At 67.4% G+C, this 15,210-nt stretch carries 14 protein-coding genes; 9 read left to right on the top strand and 5 right to left on the bottom strand.

The genetic code is table 11. The features are described 5' to 3' along the window. The first annotated feature begins 14 nt into the window (after positions 1–14). From QOC76_RS09275 to QOC76_RS09265, 3 genes are all read left to right on the top strand, one after another. Positions 15–1,880 (top strand): acyl-CoA dehydrogenase family protein, encoded by a 1,866-nt coding sequence (locus QOC76_RS09275; RefSeq protein WP_526356477.1) that lies wholly within the window; start codon positions 15–17, stop codon positions 1,878–1,880. Between the two features lie 105 nt (positions 1,881–1,985). Further along, on the top strand, positions 1,986–2,174 hold the full coding sequence (locus QOC76_RS09270; protein WP_526356475.1) for a hypothetical protein: 189 nt from the start codon (positions 1,986–1,988) through the stop codon (positions 2,172–2,174). A 76-nt stretch (positions 2,175–2,250) separates the two neighbouring features. Then, on the top strand, positions 2,251–2,988 hold the full coding sequence (locus tag QOC76_RS09265; RefSeq protein ID WP_526356473.1) for an Rv3717 family N-acetylmuramoyl-L-alanine amidase: 738 nt from the start codon (positions 2,251–2,253) through the stop codon (positions 2,986–2,988). 158 nt (positions 2,989–3,146) lie between these two features. On the opposite strand, the gene QOC76_RS09260 is transcribed toward QOC76_RS09265, so the two are convergent. Further along, positions 3,147–4,076, bottom strand: a complete 930-nt coding sequence (locus QOC76_RS09260; protein WP_526356471.1) for a TIGR03564 family F420-dependent LLM class oxidoreductase — start codon at positions 4,074–4,076, stop codon at positions 3,147–3,149. 30 nt (positions 4,077–4,106) lie between these two features. On the opposite strand from QOC76_RS09260, the gene QOC76_RS09255 reads away from it, so the two are divergent. Continuing rightward, entirely contained in the window at positions 4,107–5,222 is a 1,116-nt protein-coding gene (locus tag QOC76_RS09255; protein WP_526356469.1) for a TDT family transporter, read from the top strand. Between the two features lie 105 nt (positions 5,223–5,327). On the opposite strand, the gene QOC76_RS09250 is transcribed toward QOC76_RS09255, so the two are convergent. Further along, complete coding sequence (locus QOC76_RS09250; protein WP_526356467.1) at positions 5,328–6,626, bottom strand: acetyl-CoA C-acetyltransferase; 1,299 nt, start codon at positions 6,624–6,626, stop codon at positions 5,328–5,330. A gap of 47 nt (positions 6,627–6,673) precedes the next feature. On the opposite strand from QOC76_RS09250, the gene QOC76_RS09245 reads away from it, so the two are divergent. From QOC76_RS09245 to QOC76_RS09235, 3 genes are read left to right on the top strand one after another with little or no spacing between them, the layout of a single operon-like run. Beyond that, the gene (locus QOC76_RS09245; protein WP_526356465.1) at positions 6,674–8,026 is read left to right on the top strand and encodes a 3-oxoacyl-ACP reductase; all 1,353 of its coding nucleotides are present in this window, start codon (positions 6,674–6,676) and stop codon (positions 8,024–8,026) included. Between the two features lie 10 nt (positions 8,027–8,036). Beyond that, complete coding sequence (locus tag QOC76_RS09240; RefSeq protein ID WP_526356463.1) at positions 8,037–8,882, top strand: MaoC/PaaZ C-terminal domain-containing protein; 846 nt, start codon at positions 8,037–8,039, stop codon at positions 8,880–8,882. A 9-nt stretch (positions 8,883–8,891) separates the two neighbouring features. After that, positions 8,892–9,983, top strand: coding sequence for a methyltransferase (locus QOC76_RS09235; protein ID WP_526356460.1), 1,092 nt, complete (start codon positions 8,892–8,894; stop codon positions 9,981–9,983). Here QOC76_RS09235 and QOC76_RS09230 read toward each other — a convergent pair. The 3 genes from QOC76_RS09230 to QOC76_RS09220 are packed head-to-tail and all read right to left on the bottom strand — an operon-like array spanning position 9,980 to position 12,296. Beyond that, positions 9,980–10,621 (bottom strand): TetR/AcrR family transcriptional regulator, encoded by a 642-nt coding sequence (locus tag QOC76_RS09230; RefSeq protein ID WP_526356457.1) that lies wholly within the window; start codon positions 10,619–10,621, stop codon positions 9,980–9,982. The genes QOC76_RS09235 and QOC76_RS09230 overlap by 4 nt on opposite strands. 17 nt (positions 10,622–10,638) lie before the next feature. Next, on the bottom strand, positions 10,639–11,541 hold the full coding sequence (locus QOC76_RS09225) for a MurR/RpiR family transcriptional regulator (protein WP_526356455.1): 903 nt from the start codon (positions 11,539–11,541) through the stop codon (positions 10,639–10,641). After that, a complete protein-coding gene (locus tag QOC76_RS09220) occupies positions 11,490–12,296 on the bottom strand; it encodes a class II glutamine amidotransferase (protein ID WP_526356453.1) in 807 nt (268 codons plus the stop codon). Before QOC76_RS09220 ends, QOC76_RS09225 begins: the two co-directional genes overlap by 52 nt. Positions 12,297–12,421: 125 nt before the next feature. Between QOC76_RS09220 and QOC76_RS09215 the strand changes: the two genes are divergently transcribed. Together QOC76_RS09215 and QOC76_RS09210 are read left to right on the top strand one after the other, a co-directional pair. Continuing rightward, positions 12,422–13,738, top strand: a complete 1,317-nt coding sequence (locus QOC76_RS09215) for a type I glutamate--ammonia ligase (RefSeq protein WP_526356451.1) — start codon at positions 12,422–12,424, stop codon at positions 13,736–13,738. A 29-nt stretch (positions 13,739–13,767) separates the two neighbouring features. Then, positions 13,768–15,210, top strand: a 1,443-nt coding sequence (locus QOC76_RS09210; protein WP_526356449.1) for an amino acid permease, incomplete at its 3' end; no start/stop codon positions are given.

The raw sequence follows: 15,210 nt of genomic DNA, 5'->3' as shown, positions 1-15,210 counted from the left end.
TCGAGGAGGACAACGTGAGCCACTACAAGAGCAACGTCCGTGACCAGGTATTCAACCTATTCGAGGTGTTCGGTCTCGACAAGGCGCTCGGCCAGGGCGAGTACGCAGATCTCGACGCCGACACCGCCCGCGAGATGCTGGGCGAGATCGCCCGGCTGGCCGAGGGACCCGTCGCCGAATCGTTCGCCGACAGTGATCGCAATCCCCCGACCTTCGATCCCAAGACGTTTTCGGTCACGCTGCCCGAGCCGTTCAAGAAGTCGGTGCGCGCCATGCTCGACGGCGGCTGGGACCGCGTCGGCCTGGACGAGGAACTCGGCGGCGTGCCCGCGCCCAAGGCGCTCATGTGGGCGCTGCACGAGCACATCCTCGGCGCCAACCCTGCAGTGTGGATGTACGGCGGTGGCGCAGGCTTCGCCAACATCCTCTATCACCTCGGCACCGACGAGCAGAAGAAGTGGGCCACGATCGCCGCAGAGCGCGGCTGGGGCTCGACGATGGTGCTGACCGAGCCCGATGCGGGTTCCGACGTCGGCGCGGGCCGGACCAAGGCCGTCAAGCAGGACGACGGTTCCTGGCACATCGACGGCGTCAAGCGCTTCATCACCTCGGGTGACTCCGGCGACCTGTTCGAGAACATCTTCCACCTGGTGCTGGCCCGCCCCGAGGGCGCAGGCCCCGGCACCAAGGGTCTGTCGCTGTTCTTCGTGCCGAAATTCCTTTTCGACTTCGAGACCGGCGAGATCGGCGAGCGCAACGGCGTGTACGTCACCAACGTCGAGCACAAGATGGGGCTGAAGGTCTCGGCCACCTGTGAGCTGTCGCTCGGTCAGCACGACAAACCCGCCAAGGGCTGGCTGGTCGGCGAGACTCACGAGGGCATCGCGCAGATGTTCGACGTCATCGAGCAGGCCAGGATGATGGTGGGCACCAAGGCCATCGCGACCCTGTCCACCGGTTACCTCAACGCGCTCGACTACGCGAAGAATCGCGTGCAGGGCGCCGACATGACGCAGATGACCGACAAGACCGCGCCGCGTGTGACCATCACGCATCACCCCGACGTGCGCCGGTCGCTGATGACCCAGAAGGCCTACGCCGAGGGTCTGCGCGCGCTGTACCTGTTCACGTCGACCTATCAGGACGCCGCCGTGGCCGAGGCGCTGCACGGCGTCGACGCCGAGCTGGCGGTGAAGGTCAACGACCTGATGCTGCCGATCGTCAAGGGTGTCGGCTCGGAGCAGGCGTACGCCAAGCTGACCGAGAGCCTGCAGACCTTCGGTGGCTCCGGCTTCCTGCAGGACTACCCGATCGAGCAGTACATCCGCGACGCGAAGATCGACTCGCTCTACGAGGGCACCACGGCCATCCAGGCGCAGGACTTCTTCTTCCGCAAGATCGTCCGCGACAAGGGTGTGGCTCTGGCGCACGTGGCCGGTCAGATCGAGCAGTTCGTCAAGAACGAGTCGGGCAACGGCCGGCTGAAGGCCGAGCGGGTGCTGCTGGCGACCGCGCTGGAGGATGTCCAGGGCATGGCCGCCACGCTGACCGGCTATCTAATGTCGGCGCAGGAGAACCCAGAGAACCTGTACAAGGTCGGCCTGGGTTCGGTGCGCTTCCTGATGAGCGTCGGCGACCTGGTCATCGGCTGGCTGCTCGCGCAGCAGGCCGCCGTGGCGATCGAGGCGCTCGACGCCGGAGCCGGAGGGCCGGCGACATCCAGCACCGGATCCGGAGCGGATGACCGCGCCTTCTACGAGGGCAAGGTCGCGGTGGCGTCGTTCTTCGCCAAGAACATGCTGCCGCTGCTCACCAGCACGCGTGCGGTGATCGAGACCGTCGACAACGACATCATGGAACTGGACGAGGCGGCCTTCTAAAGCCTTCTGGAGCCGCTTCGACCAAAAAGCCCCCGGGACTCTTCCCCGGGGGCTTTTTGTTGCGGCGCGGATCGCTACCCGCTCGACGACCCTGACTGCAATGCGGTGTCCGGTGCCCCGCACCGAACTGGCACCGCCGATGGCGTAACGGCGCATGACCACGGTTTCACGCTGCCTGCCCGCGACGGCTTCGGCACTCACGCCGGCCGCGGCACACCCGAGACGTCATGTTTCTTCACCGACAGCGTGTTGAGGGCGTACTGGGCGCAATTCGGCAACGGCTCCGACTCCTGATGAAGTGCCAGCAGTACACCGGGGACGAATGGATCACGTGCACCGGAGGGCAGAGCGCGCGGGTTTACTTGTGGTGATGCAACGAAGCGGACTCATTGCCGCCGCCATCGTGGTGCTGGCGTCGGCCCTCCCGATTGTCGGGGCCGGGGCCGCACAGGCGTCGCCGATCGAGGGTATGTCGGTCTTCCTCGACCCCGGCCACAGCGGAGTCCCGAGCGATGCGTCGATGACCAGACAGGTGCCCAACGGCCGAGGCGGCACGAAGGACTGCGACACGTCGGGCACCTCAACCGCTGACGGATATCCCGAACACACCTTCAACTGGGATGTCGCAACACGCGTGCGCGCCGCACTCGTGCAGATGGGCGTCCACACCGAGATGTCGCGGGCCGACGACAGCTCCGTCGCGCCGTGCATCGACCAGCGGGCGGCGGCGGCCAATCAGATGCATCCCGACGCGGACGTCAGCATCCACGCCGACGGCGGACCAGGCTCCGGACGCGGTTTCCACGTCAACTATTCGGCACCCCCGCTGAACGCCGCGCAGAGTGGGCCGGCCATGCAATTGGCCGCCACCATCCGCGACTCGCTGATCGCCACCGGGCTGCAGCCGTCGACGTACATCGGCTCCAACGGCATGTACGGACGCGCCGACCTCGCCGGTCTCAACCTCGCCGAGTATCCCGCTGCCCTCGTGGAGACCGGCAATATGCGCAACCCGGACGACGCGGCTCAGATGGAGACTGCAGACGGGCGTCAGCGCTACGCCGACGCCATCACTGCGGGCATCGTCGCGTTCCTGACCGGGCAATAAAAAGGGCGGGTTCGGGAGGACATACGAGGTGCGTCACATTGGTCTCGCGCGGCCGGCTTTCACCTCTTGCCGACTCTTTGGATCGGTCACTCCCGAACCCGTCGTGCGCTCGACTGTACGCCTGTGACAACAGTCACACCAGAGCGAAATTCCGGCCGTCACGCGTCCTTCGACAGCAGCAGCGCACGGGTGCGTTCGCGCACCTCAGGCGAGGTGTCGAAGACGACGGCGGAGACCTCGTCGACGCCGAGCGCAGCCAGCTCGTCGAGCCGATCGGACACCGTCTTCTCGTCGCCGATGATGGCCGCATCCTCGGGATTCGCGTAGCCCTCCCGGTCCAGCATCGCGCGATAAGCCGGCAGGCTTCCGTAGTTCCCGAACTGCTCGGAAGCCTGCGCGCGCGCACCGGCGACGTCGTCGGTGACGCTGATGGGCAGGCCCGCCACCACTCGAACCGCGGTCGGCGGCCGCCCTGCTTCCTCGGCCGCCGCACGCAGCGTCGGGCCGATGTGTTCGCCCAACGTCTTCGGTCCGCACATCCACGTCAGCGTGCCTGCCGTGCGCCGTCCGCACAGCTTCAGCATCTGCGGCCCCAGCGCGGCGAGATACACCTCGGGCTCCGGAGCGCCGGATATCTGCAGGGCCCCGCGTGCCGTCACGGTCTCACCGACCGCGTTGACGGCCTGCCCGGCGAGCAACGGCTGCAAGGCGTCGAGGTATTCGCGCATCCGGCGCACCGGCTTGTCATAGGGGATCCCCCACATCCCCTCCGCTACCGCCTGATGCGTCAGGCCGAGGCCGAGGATGAACCGGCCACCCGCGATCGAGTTGAGCGTCAGGGCCCGCTGGGCGAGCAACATCGGGTGCTGGTTCTGGATCGGTAGCACAGCGGAACCAACCTCGATGCGGTCGACTTCGCGCATCGCCACCGCCAGCACGGTCAACAGGTCGCCGTCGTTTGGCATCTGCGCCATCCACACTCTGCGGAAACCCTCGTCACGCAACTTCGCAAGCGCCTTCACTATCGAATCGATCGGCGATGTACCGACGGCCATGGCGAGATTGAGGCTGATCCGCATGACCTCCATCGAAGCACGCGCGTGAAACGATGTGCACCCATGACAACGGAATTGGCGCGGCTGCAGAACTTCGGGCCGAATTGGTTCGCGTCGGTGATGGGCACCGGCATCGTCGCCACGGCGGGCGTCACGCTTCCAGTGCACGTGCCCGGGCTGCGCGGGTTTTCACACATCGTGTGGGTGGTCGCCGCGGCGCTGCTGGTGGTGCTCATCGTCGCGGTGACAATTCAGTGGGCGCGCCATCCCACGGTGGCGCGCAGCCATGTGCGCAACCCGCAGATGACGCACTTCTACGGCGCCGCGCCGATGGCACTGATGACGGTGGGCGCCGGTGCCCTGTTGACGGGCAGGGACCTGATCGGCGAGCGGATCGCCGTCGACCTCGCCTGGGTGTTGTGGAGCGCAGGCACCCTTGGCGGCCTGTTCACCGCCGCGACGATCCCGTTCCTGATGTTCACCCAGCTCAACGTCGAACCCGATGCGGCGTTCGGCGGCTGGCTGATGCCGGTCGTGCCACCGATGGTTTCGGCGGCGACCGGCGCCCTGCTGATACCGCACATGGCGCCGGGCACGGGGCGCACCACGATGCTGTACGGCTGCTATGCGATGTTCGGCCTTTCGCTGATCGCTGGGCTCATCATCATCACGATGATCTGGAGCAGGCTCGCGCTCTACGGGACGTCTGGGACGACACGGGTGCCGACACTGTGGATCGCCCTCGGTCCGCTCGGCCAGGGCATCACGGCGGCCGGCCTGCTCGGTGCGAACGCCGCGTTGGCCGTCTCGCCAGGACTGGCAGGCGCGATGAACGCCTTCGCAATCCTCTTCGGCGTCCCGGTATGGGGATTCGCGGTGCTGTGGATCACGCTGGCCGGCCAGCTGACCGTTCGCACTCTGCGTCGCGGCATGCCGTTCGCACTGACGTGGTGGAGTTTGACGTTCCCCGTCGGGACATTCGTCACCGGCACCACGCAACTGGCCAACCACACCGGCCTGCCCGCATTCCGCGTCGCCGCCGTCATCGCCTATGCCGGGCTGCTGGGTACGTGGGGGTTGGTCGCGGTGCAGACCGCTCGGGGCAGCGTCGGCGGAAGTCTGTTTGCGCCGCCGCCGCAGGCGGGACCGATCAAGGCGATCAAGGACCCGCCGAAGTAGTCGCCCCGTGTTGCCGTCGGGTCGGGGGGTCAGACGACAACACGGAGCTATCCCGTGTATCGGGGGTTCCCGCCGGGCCGTTACACCCCTGTCGAAGTTTCTCCGTCAGGCCTCGAGAATGGCCGCGACGCCCTGCCCACCGGCAGCGCAGATGGAGATCAGGCCGCGCACCGGCTTGCCGCTTTCCTTCTTCTTCTCGGCGAGCTGCTTGGCCAGTTGCGCGACGATCCGGCCGCCGGTCGCGGCGAACGGATGGCCCGCCGCCAGCGACGAGCCGTTCACGTTCAGCTTGGACCGGTCGATCGAGCCCAGTGCCTTGTCCAGGCCGAGCCGCTCCTTGCAATACTCCTCGGACTCCCAAGCCTGCAGGTGCGCCAGCACCACCGATGCGAACGCCTCGTGGATCTCGTAGAAGTCAAAGTCCTTCAGGCTCAAGCCGTTTCGCGCCAGCAGTCTCGGCACCGCGTAGGTCGGCGCCATCAGCAGGCCATCCTTGCCGTTGACGTAATCCACCGCCGCCGTCTCGGCGTCGACGTAGTACGCCAGCGGTTCGATGCCGTGTGCCGACGCCCACTCCTCGGTGGCCAGCAGCGACACCGAGGCGCCGTCGGTCAGCGGAGTGGAGTTGCCCGCGGTCATCGTCGCGTCGCCGGACTTCACGCCGAACACCGGCTTGAGCTTGGCCAGCTTCTCCGCCGACGAGTCGGCCCGCAGGTTGTTGTCCCGGTAGACACCGAGGAACGGGGTGACCAGGTCGTCGAAGAAGCCGCGGTCGTAGGCGGCCGCCATGTTGTTGTGGCTGGCGGCGGCCAGCTCGTCCTGATCGGTGCGCTTGATGCCCATCTGCTTGGCGGTGATGGCCTGGTGTTCGCCCATCGACAGACCGGTGCGCGGTTCACTGTTGACCGGGATCTCCACACCCAGCGACGCGGGCAGCTTGCCGACCAGCTTGAGGCGGTCCAGGTTGGACTTCGACCGGCGCAGCCCGAGCAGCACCCGGCGCAGGTCGTCGCCGAACGCGATCGGTGCGTCCGAGGCGGTATCAACACCGCCGGCCGCCGCCACCTCGTACCGCCCTGCGGCGATTCCGTCGGCCGCGGCGATGGTCGCCTGCAGGCCGGTGCCGCAGGCCTGCTGGATGTCGAACGCGGCGGTGTAGGACGACAGCGCGCTGCCCAGCACGCATTCGCGCATCAGGTTGAAGTCGCGGCTGTGCTTGAGCACCGCGCCGCCGATCACGGCGCCGAGCCTCTCGCCCGCCAGATCGAAGCGGTCGATCAGCCCGCCGAGCGCGGCGGTGAACATGTCTTGGTTGGAGGCGCTGGCGTACGCGCCGTCGGAGCGTGCGAACGGGATCCGGTTGCCGCCGAGAACGGCAACGCGGCGACTCGACTGGTTGGCCATGGGGGCCATATTACGCACCCTTATTACTCAAGAGTAAGTTCGGTGTCGTGGCCACCGACCTGTACTCGCAAATCGTTCATTCAGCGCCGGGAAACTTCCTCGCCAAGCAGCTCGGCATCCCGCAGCCCGAGACGCTGCGCCGCTACCGAGCGGGAGAACCTCCGCTGGCGGGTTCCCTGCTCATCGGTGGTGACGGCCGCGTCGTGGAACCGCTGCGCACCGCGCTGGCCGAGGACTACGACGTGGTGTCCAACAACCTCGGCGGACGCTGGGCCGACTCGTTCGGCGGCCTGGTGTACGACGCCACCGGCATCACCGAGCCCGCCGGCCTGAAGGGCCTCTACGACTTCTTCACGCCGCTGCTGCGCAACATCGGGCCGTCGGGCCGCGTCGTCGTCGTCGGCACGACGCCGGAGGAGGCGGGCAGCCCGCACGAGCAGATCGCGCAGCGGGCGCTGGAGGGCTTCACCCGATCGCTGGCCAAGGAGATGCGGCGCGGCGCCACGGTGGCGCTGGTGTACCTCTCCCCCGACGCGAAGCCCGCCGCGACCGGACTCGAGTCGACGATGCGGTTCATCCTGTCCGGCAAGTCGGCCTACGTCGACGGCCAGGTGTTCCGCGTCGGTGCGGCCGACGCAGCCCCGCCCGCCGACTGGGACAAGCCGCTCGACGGCAAGGTCGCGGTCGTGACCGGTGCCGCACGCGGTATCGGCGCCACCATCGCCGAGGTGTTCGCCCGTGACGGCGCGAAGGTGGTGTGCGTCGACGTCGAAGGAGCTCACGAACCGCTGGGAGTGACGGCGACCAAGGTCGGTGGCACCGCGCTCACGCTCGACGTGACCGCCGCCGACGCCGTCGACCGCATCGCCGAGCACGTGCGCGAACACCACGACGGCCGCCTCGACATCCTGGTCAACAACGCAGGCATCACCCGCGACAAGCTGATGGCCAACATGGACGAGCCGCGGTGGGACTCTGTCGTCGCCGTCAACCTCCTTGCCCCGCTGCAGCTGACCGAGGGCCTGGTCGACAACGGCACCCTTGGCGAGGGCGGTCGGGTGATCGGCCTTTCGTCGATGGCGGGTATCGCCGGTAACCGCGGCCAGACCAATTACGCGGCCACCAAGGCGGGCATGATCGGCCTGACCGACGCGCTCGCGCCGAAGCTCGGCGACATGGGCATCACGGTCAACGCCGTCGCGCCCGGCTTCATCGAGACGAAGATGACCGAGGCGATCCCGGTGGCCACCCGCGAGGTGGGCCGTCGGCTCAACTCGCTGTATCAGGGCGGTAAGCCCGTCGATGTCGCCGAGACCATCGCCTACTTCGCGAGCCCCGCGTCGGTGGCGGTCACGGGCAACACCATCCGGGTCTGCGGGCAGGCCTGGCTGGGCGCCTAGGGTTAGCACTGTGACACAGCCGTCTGGCCTTTCGAATCTGCTCCGCGCGGCCGCGGGTGCGCTGCCGTTCGTTCCGCGCGGCGACTCCCTCCCCGACCGGACCCTGACCGTCGACGAGCTTGCGATCGATCCGGCCAACGTCGCCGCGTACGCCCATGTCACCGGTCTCCGGTTCGGCGACACGGTCCCGCTGACGTATCCGTTCGCGCTGACCTTCCCGACCGTGATGGCGTTGGTGACCGGCTTCGACTTCCCTTTCGCCGCAATGGGTTCGGTGCACATCGAGAATCACATCACCCAGCACCGGCCGATCACGGTGACCGACACCGTCGGCTTCGCCGTCCATGCGGAGAACCTGCGCGAGCACCGCAAGGGCCTGTTGGTCGACATCGTGACCGACGTGAAGGTCGGCAACGACACCGCGTGGCATCAGGTGACGACGTTCCTGCACCAGCAGCGGACCAGCCTGTCGGATGAACCCAAGCCGCCGCCGGAGAAGCAGCCTAAGCTCGGGCCGCCGAATGCGGTGCTGCGCATCACGCCCGGGCAGATCCGCCACTACGCCTCGGTCGGCGGCGACCACAACCCGATCCACACCAACCCGATTGCCGCGAAGCTGTTCGGCTTCCCGACCGTGATCGCGCACGGCATGTTCAGCGCCGCAGCGGTGCTGGCGAATATCGAGGGCCAGCTGCCGGACGCGGTGCGCTACTCGGTGCGGTTCGCCAAGCCGGTGGTGCTGCCTGCGAGCGCCGGCCTGAATGTCGACCGTGTTTCGGACGGCTGGGAGCTGAACCTGCGAGACCTCAAGAAGAGCGAACCTCATCTGAAGGGCAGCGTCACCTTCCTGTCCTAGAGTCGGGCGGTGACCACCGCCCCGAAAGTACCGCCCGCCAAGCTGGTCCGCGTCGTCGAACGTGTCCGTCACGTTCTCGGCCGCGCACACCAGCGCAGCGCACCGCCCGCGGCGGCGATGCTGGAGATGATCTTGGGAGGTTGGAGAGCGCAAGGTATAGCGGCTGCCGCGCAGCTGAAGGTCGCCGACGCACTCGCCGACGGTCCATTGCGGATCGACGAGCTGGCCCGCCGCGTCGACGCTGATCCCGACGCACTGGCCCGGTTACTGCGGGCATTGATCGGCGAGGGTGTCTTCGCCCAGCGGCGCGACGGACGCTATGCGCTCAATGCCCTCGCAGATACCCTGCGATCGGGCGGTCCGATGTCGGTTTCGGGAATGGCCCGACTCGTCGGCTCACCCGAACACCGCACTCACTGGAGCCATCTCGCCGATGCCGTCAGGACCGGCGAGGCCGTGCCACCCAAGCTGTACGGCATGAGCGCCTGGGATTACATCGAACAACATCCGGAGCTCGCCGCCATCTTCAACGACGCGATGACGAGTATGTCGGAGTTGGCCGTCGATCCTCTTGTCGCGGGATACGACTGGTCGCAACACCAGACCATCATCGACGTCGGGGGCGGCCACGGCCGGTTACTCGCGGCGATCATCGCGGCGACCCCGGGAGCCGAGGGCGTTCTCTACGACCTACCGCAGGTCGTGGAGGGCGCGCCGGAACTGCTGCGGAAGCACGGGGTGGCAGACCGGGTGCGCACCGCAGGCGGGTCGTTCTTCGAAGCGGTGCCGGAGGGCGGCGACGCGTACTTGCTCAAGACGGTCATCCACGACTGGCGCGACGCCGAGGCGGTGGCGATCCTGAGTAACGTCCGAAAGGCGGCCAAGCCGGGGACCACTCTGCTTCTCGCGGAGTTCGTGATTCCAGAGCACAACCAGGGATTCGTCGGCAAGTGGACGGACATGGAGATGCTGGTTCAGGCCGGCGCCCGCGAGCGAACTGCCGACGAATACCGAAAGCTGTACGAGCAAGCCGGTTTTCAGATGACACGGGTGGTGCCGACCGCCGCCCCGATCAGCCTGGTCGAGGGCAGGGCGGTCTAGCCGCCGGTCGCCCTCGACGCACTGGCCCTGGAGGCGGCATCCTTGTCGCTCGGCGTGCCCTTCAGGCCTCGCCAGAACAGGTTGATCATCAGCTCGGCGGCCTCGTCGACGTCGGCGTCGCCCGTGCTGACCCGGGTGGCCACCGCCTCGCCCGCGCCGACGAGGGCGACGGCCATCATGTTGAAATCGGCGTCGGGCTCGGGGTGTCGGGTGCCCGACGCCAGCAGCCGCGCCACCAGGTCGACGATCCGTTCGCGACCCTCGCGCACCGTGTGCGCGAACGCCTGCGAGCTCGTGGCCTGGCTGTACAACACGATCCACGAGGCGCGGTTGGTGTCGATGTAGTTCAGGAACGACAGCACCGCGTTGCGCAACAAATCCTTCGGGCTCCGGCTGAAGTCGATCTCCGATCGCACCGTTTCGACGAACCGGCCCAGTTCGCGATTCAGGCACGCGCCGAAGAGTTCCTCCTTGGAACCGTAGTAGAGGTAGAGCATCGGCTTGGAGATCTCCGCCTGCGCGGCAATCGCATCCATCGACGTCTCGTGATAACCGTTGATCGAGAACATCTGCACCGCAGCGTCCAGCATCTGCTGCTCCCGGACGGCACGCGGAAGCCGTTTGGTACCACCTGCCATCGGTCCAGAATACCGGGTCAGGGCAGCAGTTCGGTTCGGCGCTGCTCCTCCCACAGCGCCATCCGCGTGCGCGCCGGTTCGCCGATTGCGTCCATCACCAGCGGAATCAAGAGCTCGGTCAGCAGAAATCCCGCAGCCATGCTCTGGTACGTCGTTCCCACGGTGCTGGAGGCGGCGAGCACCACCTCGGCGTCGGGCGCGACCGGACACGCCAGGTCATCGGTGACGAGGAGCACTGTCGCCCCCGCCCGATGCACACGCAGGGCGAGCTCGGCGGCGCTGCGCTGGTAGCGGTGATAGTCGAACAACACGACGACGTCGGCGCGCGACAGTTCGAGCATCGCACCCATGTCGCTTCCGTCCGGATCGGCGAGCAAGCGCACACCGGGCCGCAGCTGTTCGAGGTGGGCGGCCAGGTGCACGGCAAGCAGGTGCGAGAAGCGCCCGCCGTGCAGATAGACCGCCCGGCCGGTATCGGAAAGCAGCGCGACCGCGGCCTCGATCGCCGAATTCGGCAGCGCGGCAAGCGTTTCCACGGCCCGCTCGTTCTGGGCCCGGGCCTGCTGCAGCAGCCGGTCCAGAAGGCCGCCTGCGGGCTGCGCGTCGGGCAACCGGGTGATCGGGCCGTTCGACTGGGCCGTCAGCTCCGCCCGCAACGCGACCTGAAGGTCGGTGAACCCGTCGTAGCCAAGCGACTGCGCGAACCGCAGCACGGTCGGCGGACTGACCTCGGCGCGTTCGGCCAGCCGGGCTGCGCTGGCCAGACCGGCGCTCGGATAGTCCGCGAGCAGCGCCCGACCGACCCGACGCTCCGCCTTGCTGAGTGCCGGCAACGCCGAACCCGCCCGCACGGCGACTGTTTCGCCGGTCACGGTGTCGAGTTCGTCATGAGCGGCAGGGTCGTCATCGACAGGTCGCACATCGAGATCGTCGTGACGCTCTCCGACTCGAGCGGTCGCCAGGCGAGTTCGCCGAAACCGGTCGACGCGATCACGACCGTATCCTCGTCGACACGTGCCCAGCGCATCCCGAAGTAATCCTCGAGGTGCTCCGCCGGCAGATCTGCCGCCGTGATCTCGGCGATGTCCTCGTCGGGCAACCGGCTGCGGGCGTGCGCATGCACGGCGACCAATTGATCCTCGCCGAGGATCAAGGCGTTGAGGCTGGCGTCGGGAAAGAGTTCGCGCAGCTGGGACACCGCTCTGCGGACCGCCTCGGCCAGATTCGGTGACGAGGCGCGGTGCTGGCGGATCAGAGCGAAATAGCGCTCGCTGTCGGTGGAGCCGCGAAGCGTCGCCGCGATCTCCGGGGTGACCATCTTCTCGAGCCGGGCGATCGGCTTGACGGAACCGTTGTGCGCCATAGCGATTCGGTCAGCCAGGAACGGATGGGAGTTCTCCGGCCGCACGGCGATCCCAGTCGTCGCCCAACGCAGGTGGACCAGGCTGGCCGCCGACCGCTTGTCGTGCGTCGCCGCGGCGAAGTCCGGATCATCGAGCGCACTGCCTGCCGACACCTCGGTCTTCGGGTGCTGCCCGGGCAACCGGACCCGCGCCACCCCCCAGCCGTCGCCGTGGATTCTCGTCAGGGCGACGAAGTCCTTCAGGACATGCTCACCGACTGCCTGCGACACCGACACCGGGGTGGCAGAGACGACTCCCAGCAGCCGGCACATGGCAACACCCCTTCGACGGACAAGACACGAAATTTAATGAATGATTCCTCTAGCGCAGATCTTAGAGATTATGAAACATTTATGACATAAATGGCACGCAGACTCGTGACGTGCGAGGAGGTTCAATGCCGCTGCCCACCGCGGAGGAACTGCGCGCCGACGGCGTCGCCCTGATAGCCGGTTCGATCACCGACCTGGCCGGCGTGACCCGCGCGAAGTACGTGCCGTTGAGCCGCCTGGCTGCATTCCAACGCTCCGGCATGGGTGTTTCCCCGTCGTGGAGCGTCTTCTGTGTCGACAGCGGTATCGCGTTCACCCCGAACATCGGCGTGGACGGGGACCTCCGGATCCGTATCGATCCCGCCGATCTTCGGCTGGTCGAAGATGGGGTGGCGTGGGCACCGGGTGATCTCACCGACCAGCAGGGCGACGCTGCGGCGCTGTGCACGCGCTCGCTGCTCAAGGGCATCGAATCCGGATTGACCGCACACGGTTTGACAGCCTTGGTCGGCGCCGAGCTCGAGTGCACGATGCTGGCCCCCGACGCAGGCCATGCGTCTGCTGATCCGTGGTCGCCCTATGGTGTGCGCACGTCGTTGGAGCGCTCAGCATTCCTCGTCGACCTGGCGGCCGCCGCCGAGCGGGCCGACCTGCCCGTCGAGCAGATCCATACCGAGTACGGCCACGACCAGCTCGAGGTATCGCTGGCACCGACTACTCCTGTCGCCGCCGCCGACGCCGTCGCGGCGGCACGCATCGTCATCGGGCGTGCCGCCGCACGGCATGGCTTGCGCATCTCGTTCTCGCCCGTGCCGTTCGAGGGTGAAGCCGGCAACGGCGCGCATCTACACCTGTCGCTGGCCGATGAAGACGGGCCGCTGTTCTCCGGTGGCCAAGGCCCGTATGGCATGCGGCCCGCGGGTGAGTCCGCGATCGCGGGGGTGCTGCAGACACTGCCCGACCTGCTCGGCGTCTACGCGGGTTCGGTGCTGTCGTCGGCCCGGTTGAAGCCGGGCAACTGGGCGGGCGCGGCGCAGTGCTGGGGACTGGAGAACCGGGAAGCGGCAGCGCGATTCGTGGCGGCCACGCCGGGCACGCCGCACGGCGCCAACATCGAGCTCAAGCTCATCGACCCCAGCGCTAACCCCTATCTGGCCACGGTGGCGTTCGTCGGCAGCGCTCTGCGCGGCATCGACCAACGGCTGGACCTGCCCGCCGAGGTGCCGAAGGACCCATCGACGGCCGCGCTGCCACCGCCGATGCTGCAGACCGACCAGCAGACGGTGATCAAGGCCCTCGAGGCGTCGCCGGTCGCCGCCGAATTGCTGACACCGGCGGTCATCGAAGGCCTTGTCGCGGTCCGGCGCTACGAGATCACCACCTACGGCGACCGGCCATCGGCCGAAACCGCCCAGGCACTGCGACTGGCCTGGAGCTGTTGACCCGTTTTTTTCGACAGAAGGAGACATCGATGACCACGGACACACCGGCAGGACAGGCGGACGAGGTCGACCAGATTCCGCGGCGGCAGCTGCCGTTCTGGGTCGCACTCGCACTGTCGGTGGCCCTTGTCGGGCCTACCCTCGCGATGTCGGGCAACGGCCAGGGCCTGATCGGCACTGTGGGGAAGTCGATCCCGCTGGTGTTCTTGATCGGCCTGGTCGGCGTCTCACTGGTCGGTTACAGCTTCGTGCGGCTGACCCGACACCTCAACCACGCCGGGTCGTCCTACGGTCTGGTCGGCGGCACCATCGGACCCAGGGCCGGGTTCTTCGCCGGCTTCGCGATGCTCGGCGCCTACTGGGCGTTCTCCATCGGCACGCTCGCGTTGACCGCGGCGTTCACCAACGCGTTCATCGCCGCGCTGCAGCCCGACAGCGACAACCCATACCAGGCGCCGTGGGTGGTGATCGTCGTCATCGCCGCCGTCGTCTCGTTCCTTCTGTCCGGCCGCGACATCAGGCTGCTCGCCAAGATCCTGCTCGCGATCGAGGGCATCGGGATCCTGGCCATGGTCATCCTCGTCATCGTGATCTTCGCGAAAGGCGGTGCGCCGTCGACGGGTATCGACTTCTCGGTGTTCTCCTTCTCTGGGGGCGGCGTCACACCTTCGGCGGTGCTCGCAGGCGTCGTCGCGGCGTTCCTGTCCTGGGCGGGTTTCGAGGCGTGCGCATCGATGGGTGAGGAGACCGACGACCCCGGCCGCAACATCCCGCGGGCGCTGGCAGGCACTCTGCTGCTGACCGGCGTGCTGTTCGTCGTCGTGATGTTCGCACAGGTCAACGGTTTCGGCACCGACCAGGCCGGCCTCGATGCCTTCCAGAGTTCGGGAAATACGTTGGGCGACCTGGGCACTTCCTACGTCGGTCAGTGGTTCGGCCTTGTCGTCATCTTCACCGCGATCGTGTCCGCATTCGGCTGCCACCTGGCGACTTCGGCGACCTCGGGCCGAATGCTCTACGCGTTCGCCCGCGACGGCTTCGGCCCGAAGGCGCTGGCGCACATCCACGCCGCCACCGGCGGCCCGCGCCGCGCCACCTGGCTGGTCGTCATCGTCGCGTTGGTGGTGAACCTCATCTGCGCCGCCGTCGGCTGGCCGGACATGGGCACCGGCAACGACGCGATCGACACCTACTTCCTGTTCGCCGTCGCCGGTTCGGTGTGCCTGATGGTGTGCTACCTGCTCGTCGAGATCGCCGCGGCATGGTTCGTCGGCTCACCGAAGTTCCTCAGTGTGCATGGCGGCAAGGGCAAGGTGCCCGGCATCGTGCTGCCGCTGCTGGGTGCGTTGGTCATCGTGGTGGTGCTGTGGTTCAACGTCAAGGTTGCCGAAACATGGTCGGCGGCACCGCTTCTCGGCCTGTACTGGTGCCTCGTCGGATTGGTAATTGCCATCGCCGCATCGGGTATCGCC

Origin of the sequence: Mycobacterium sp. (assembly GCF_032159565.1) — a bacterium.
Lineage (GTDB): Bacteria > Actinomycetota > Actinomycetes > Mycobacteriales > Mycobacteriaceae > Mycobacterium.
Note: the sequence above shows the minus strand (reverse complement) of the source record. Positions and strands in the feature narration are given on the sequence as shown.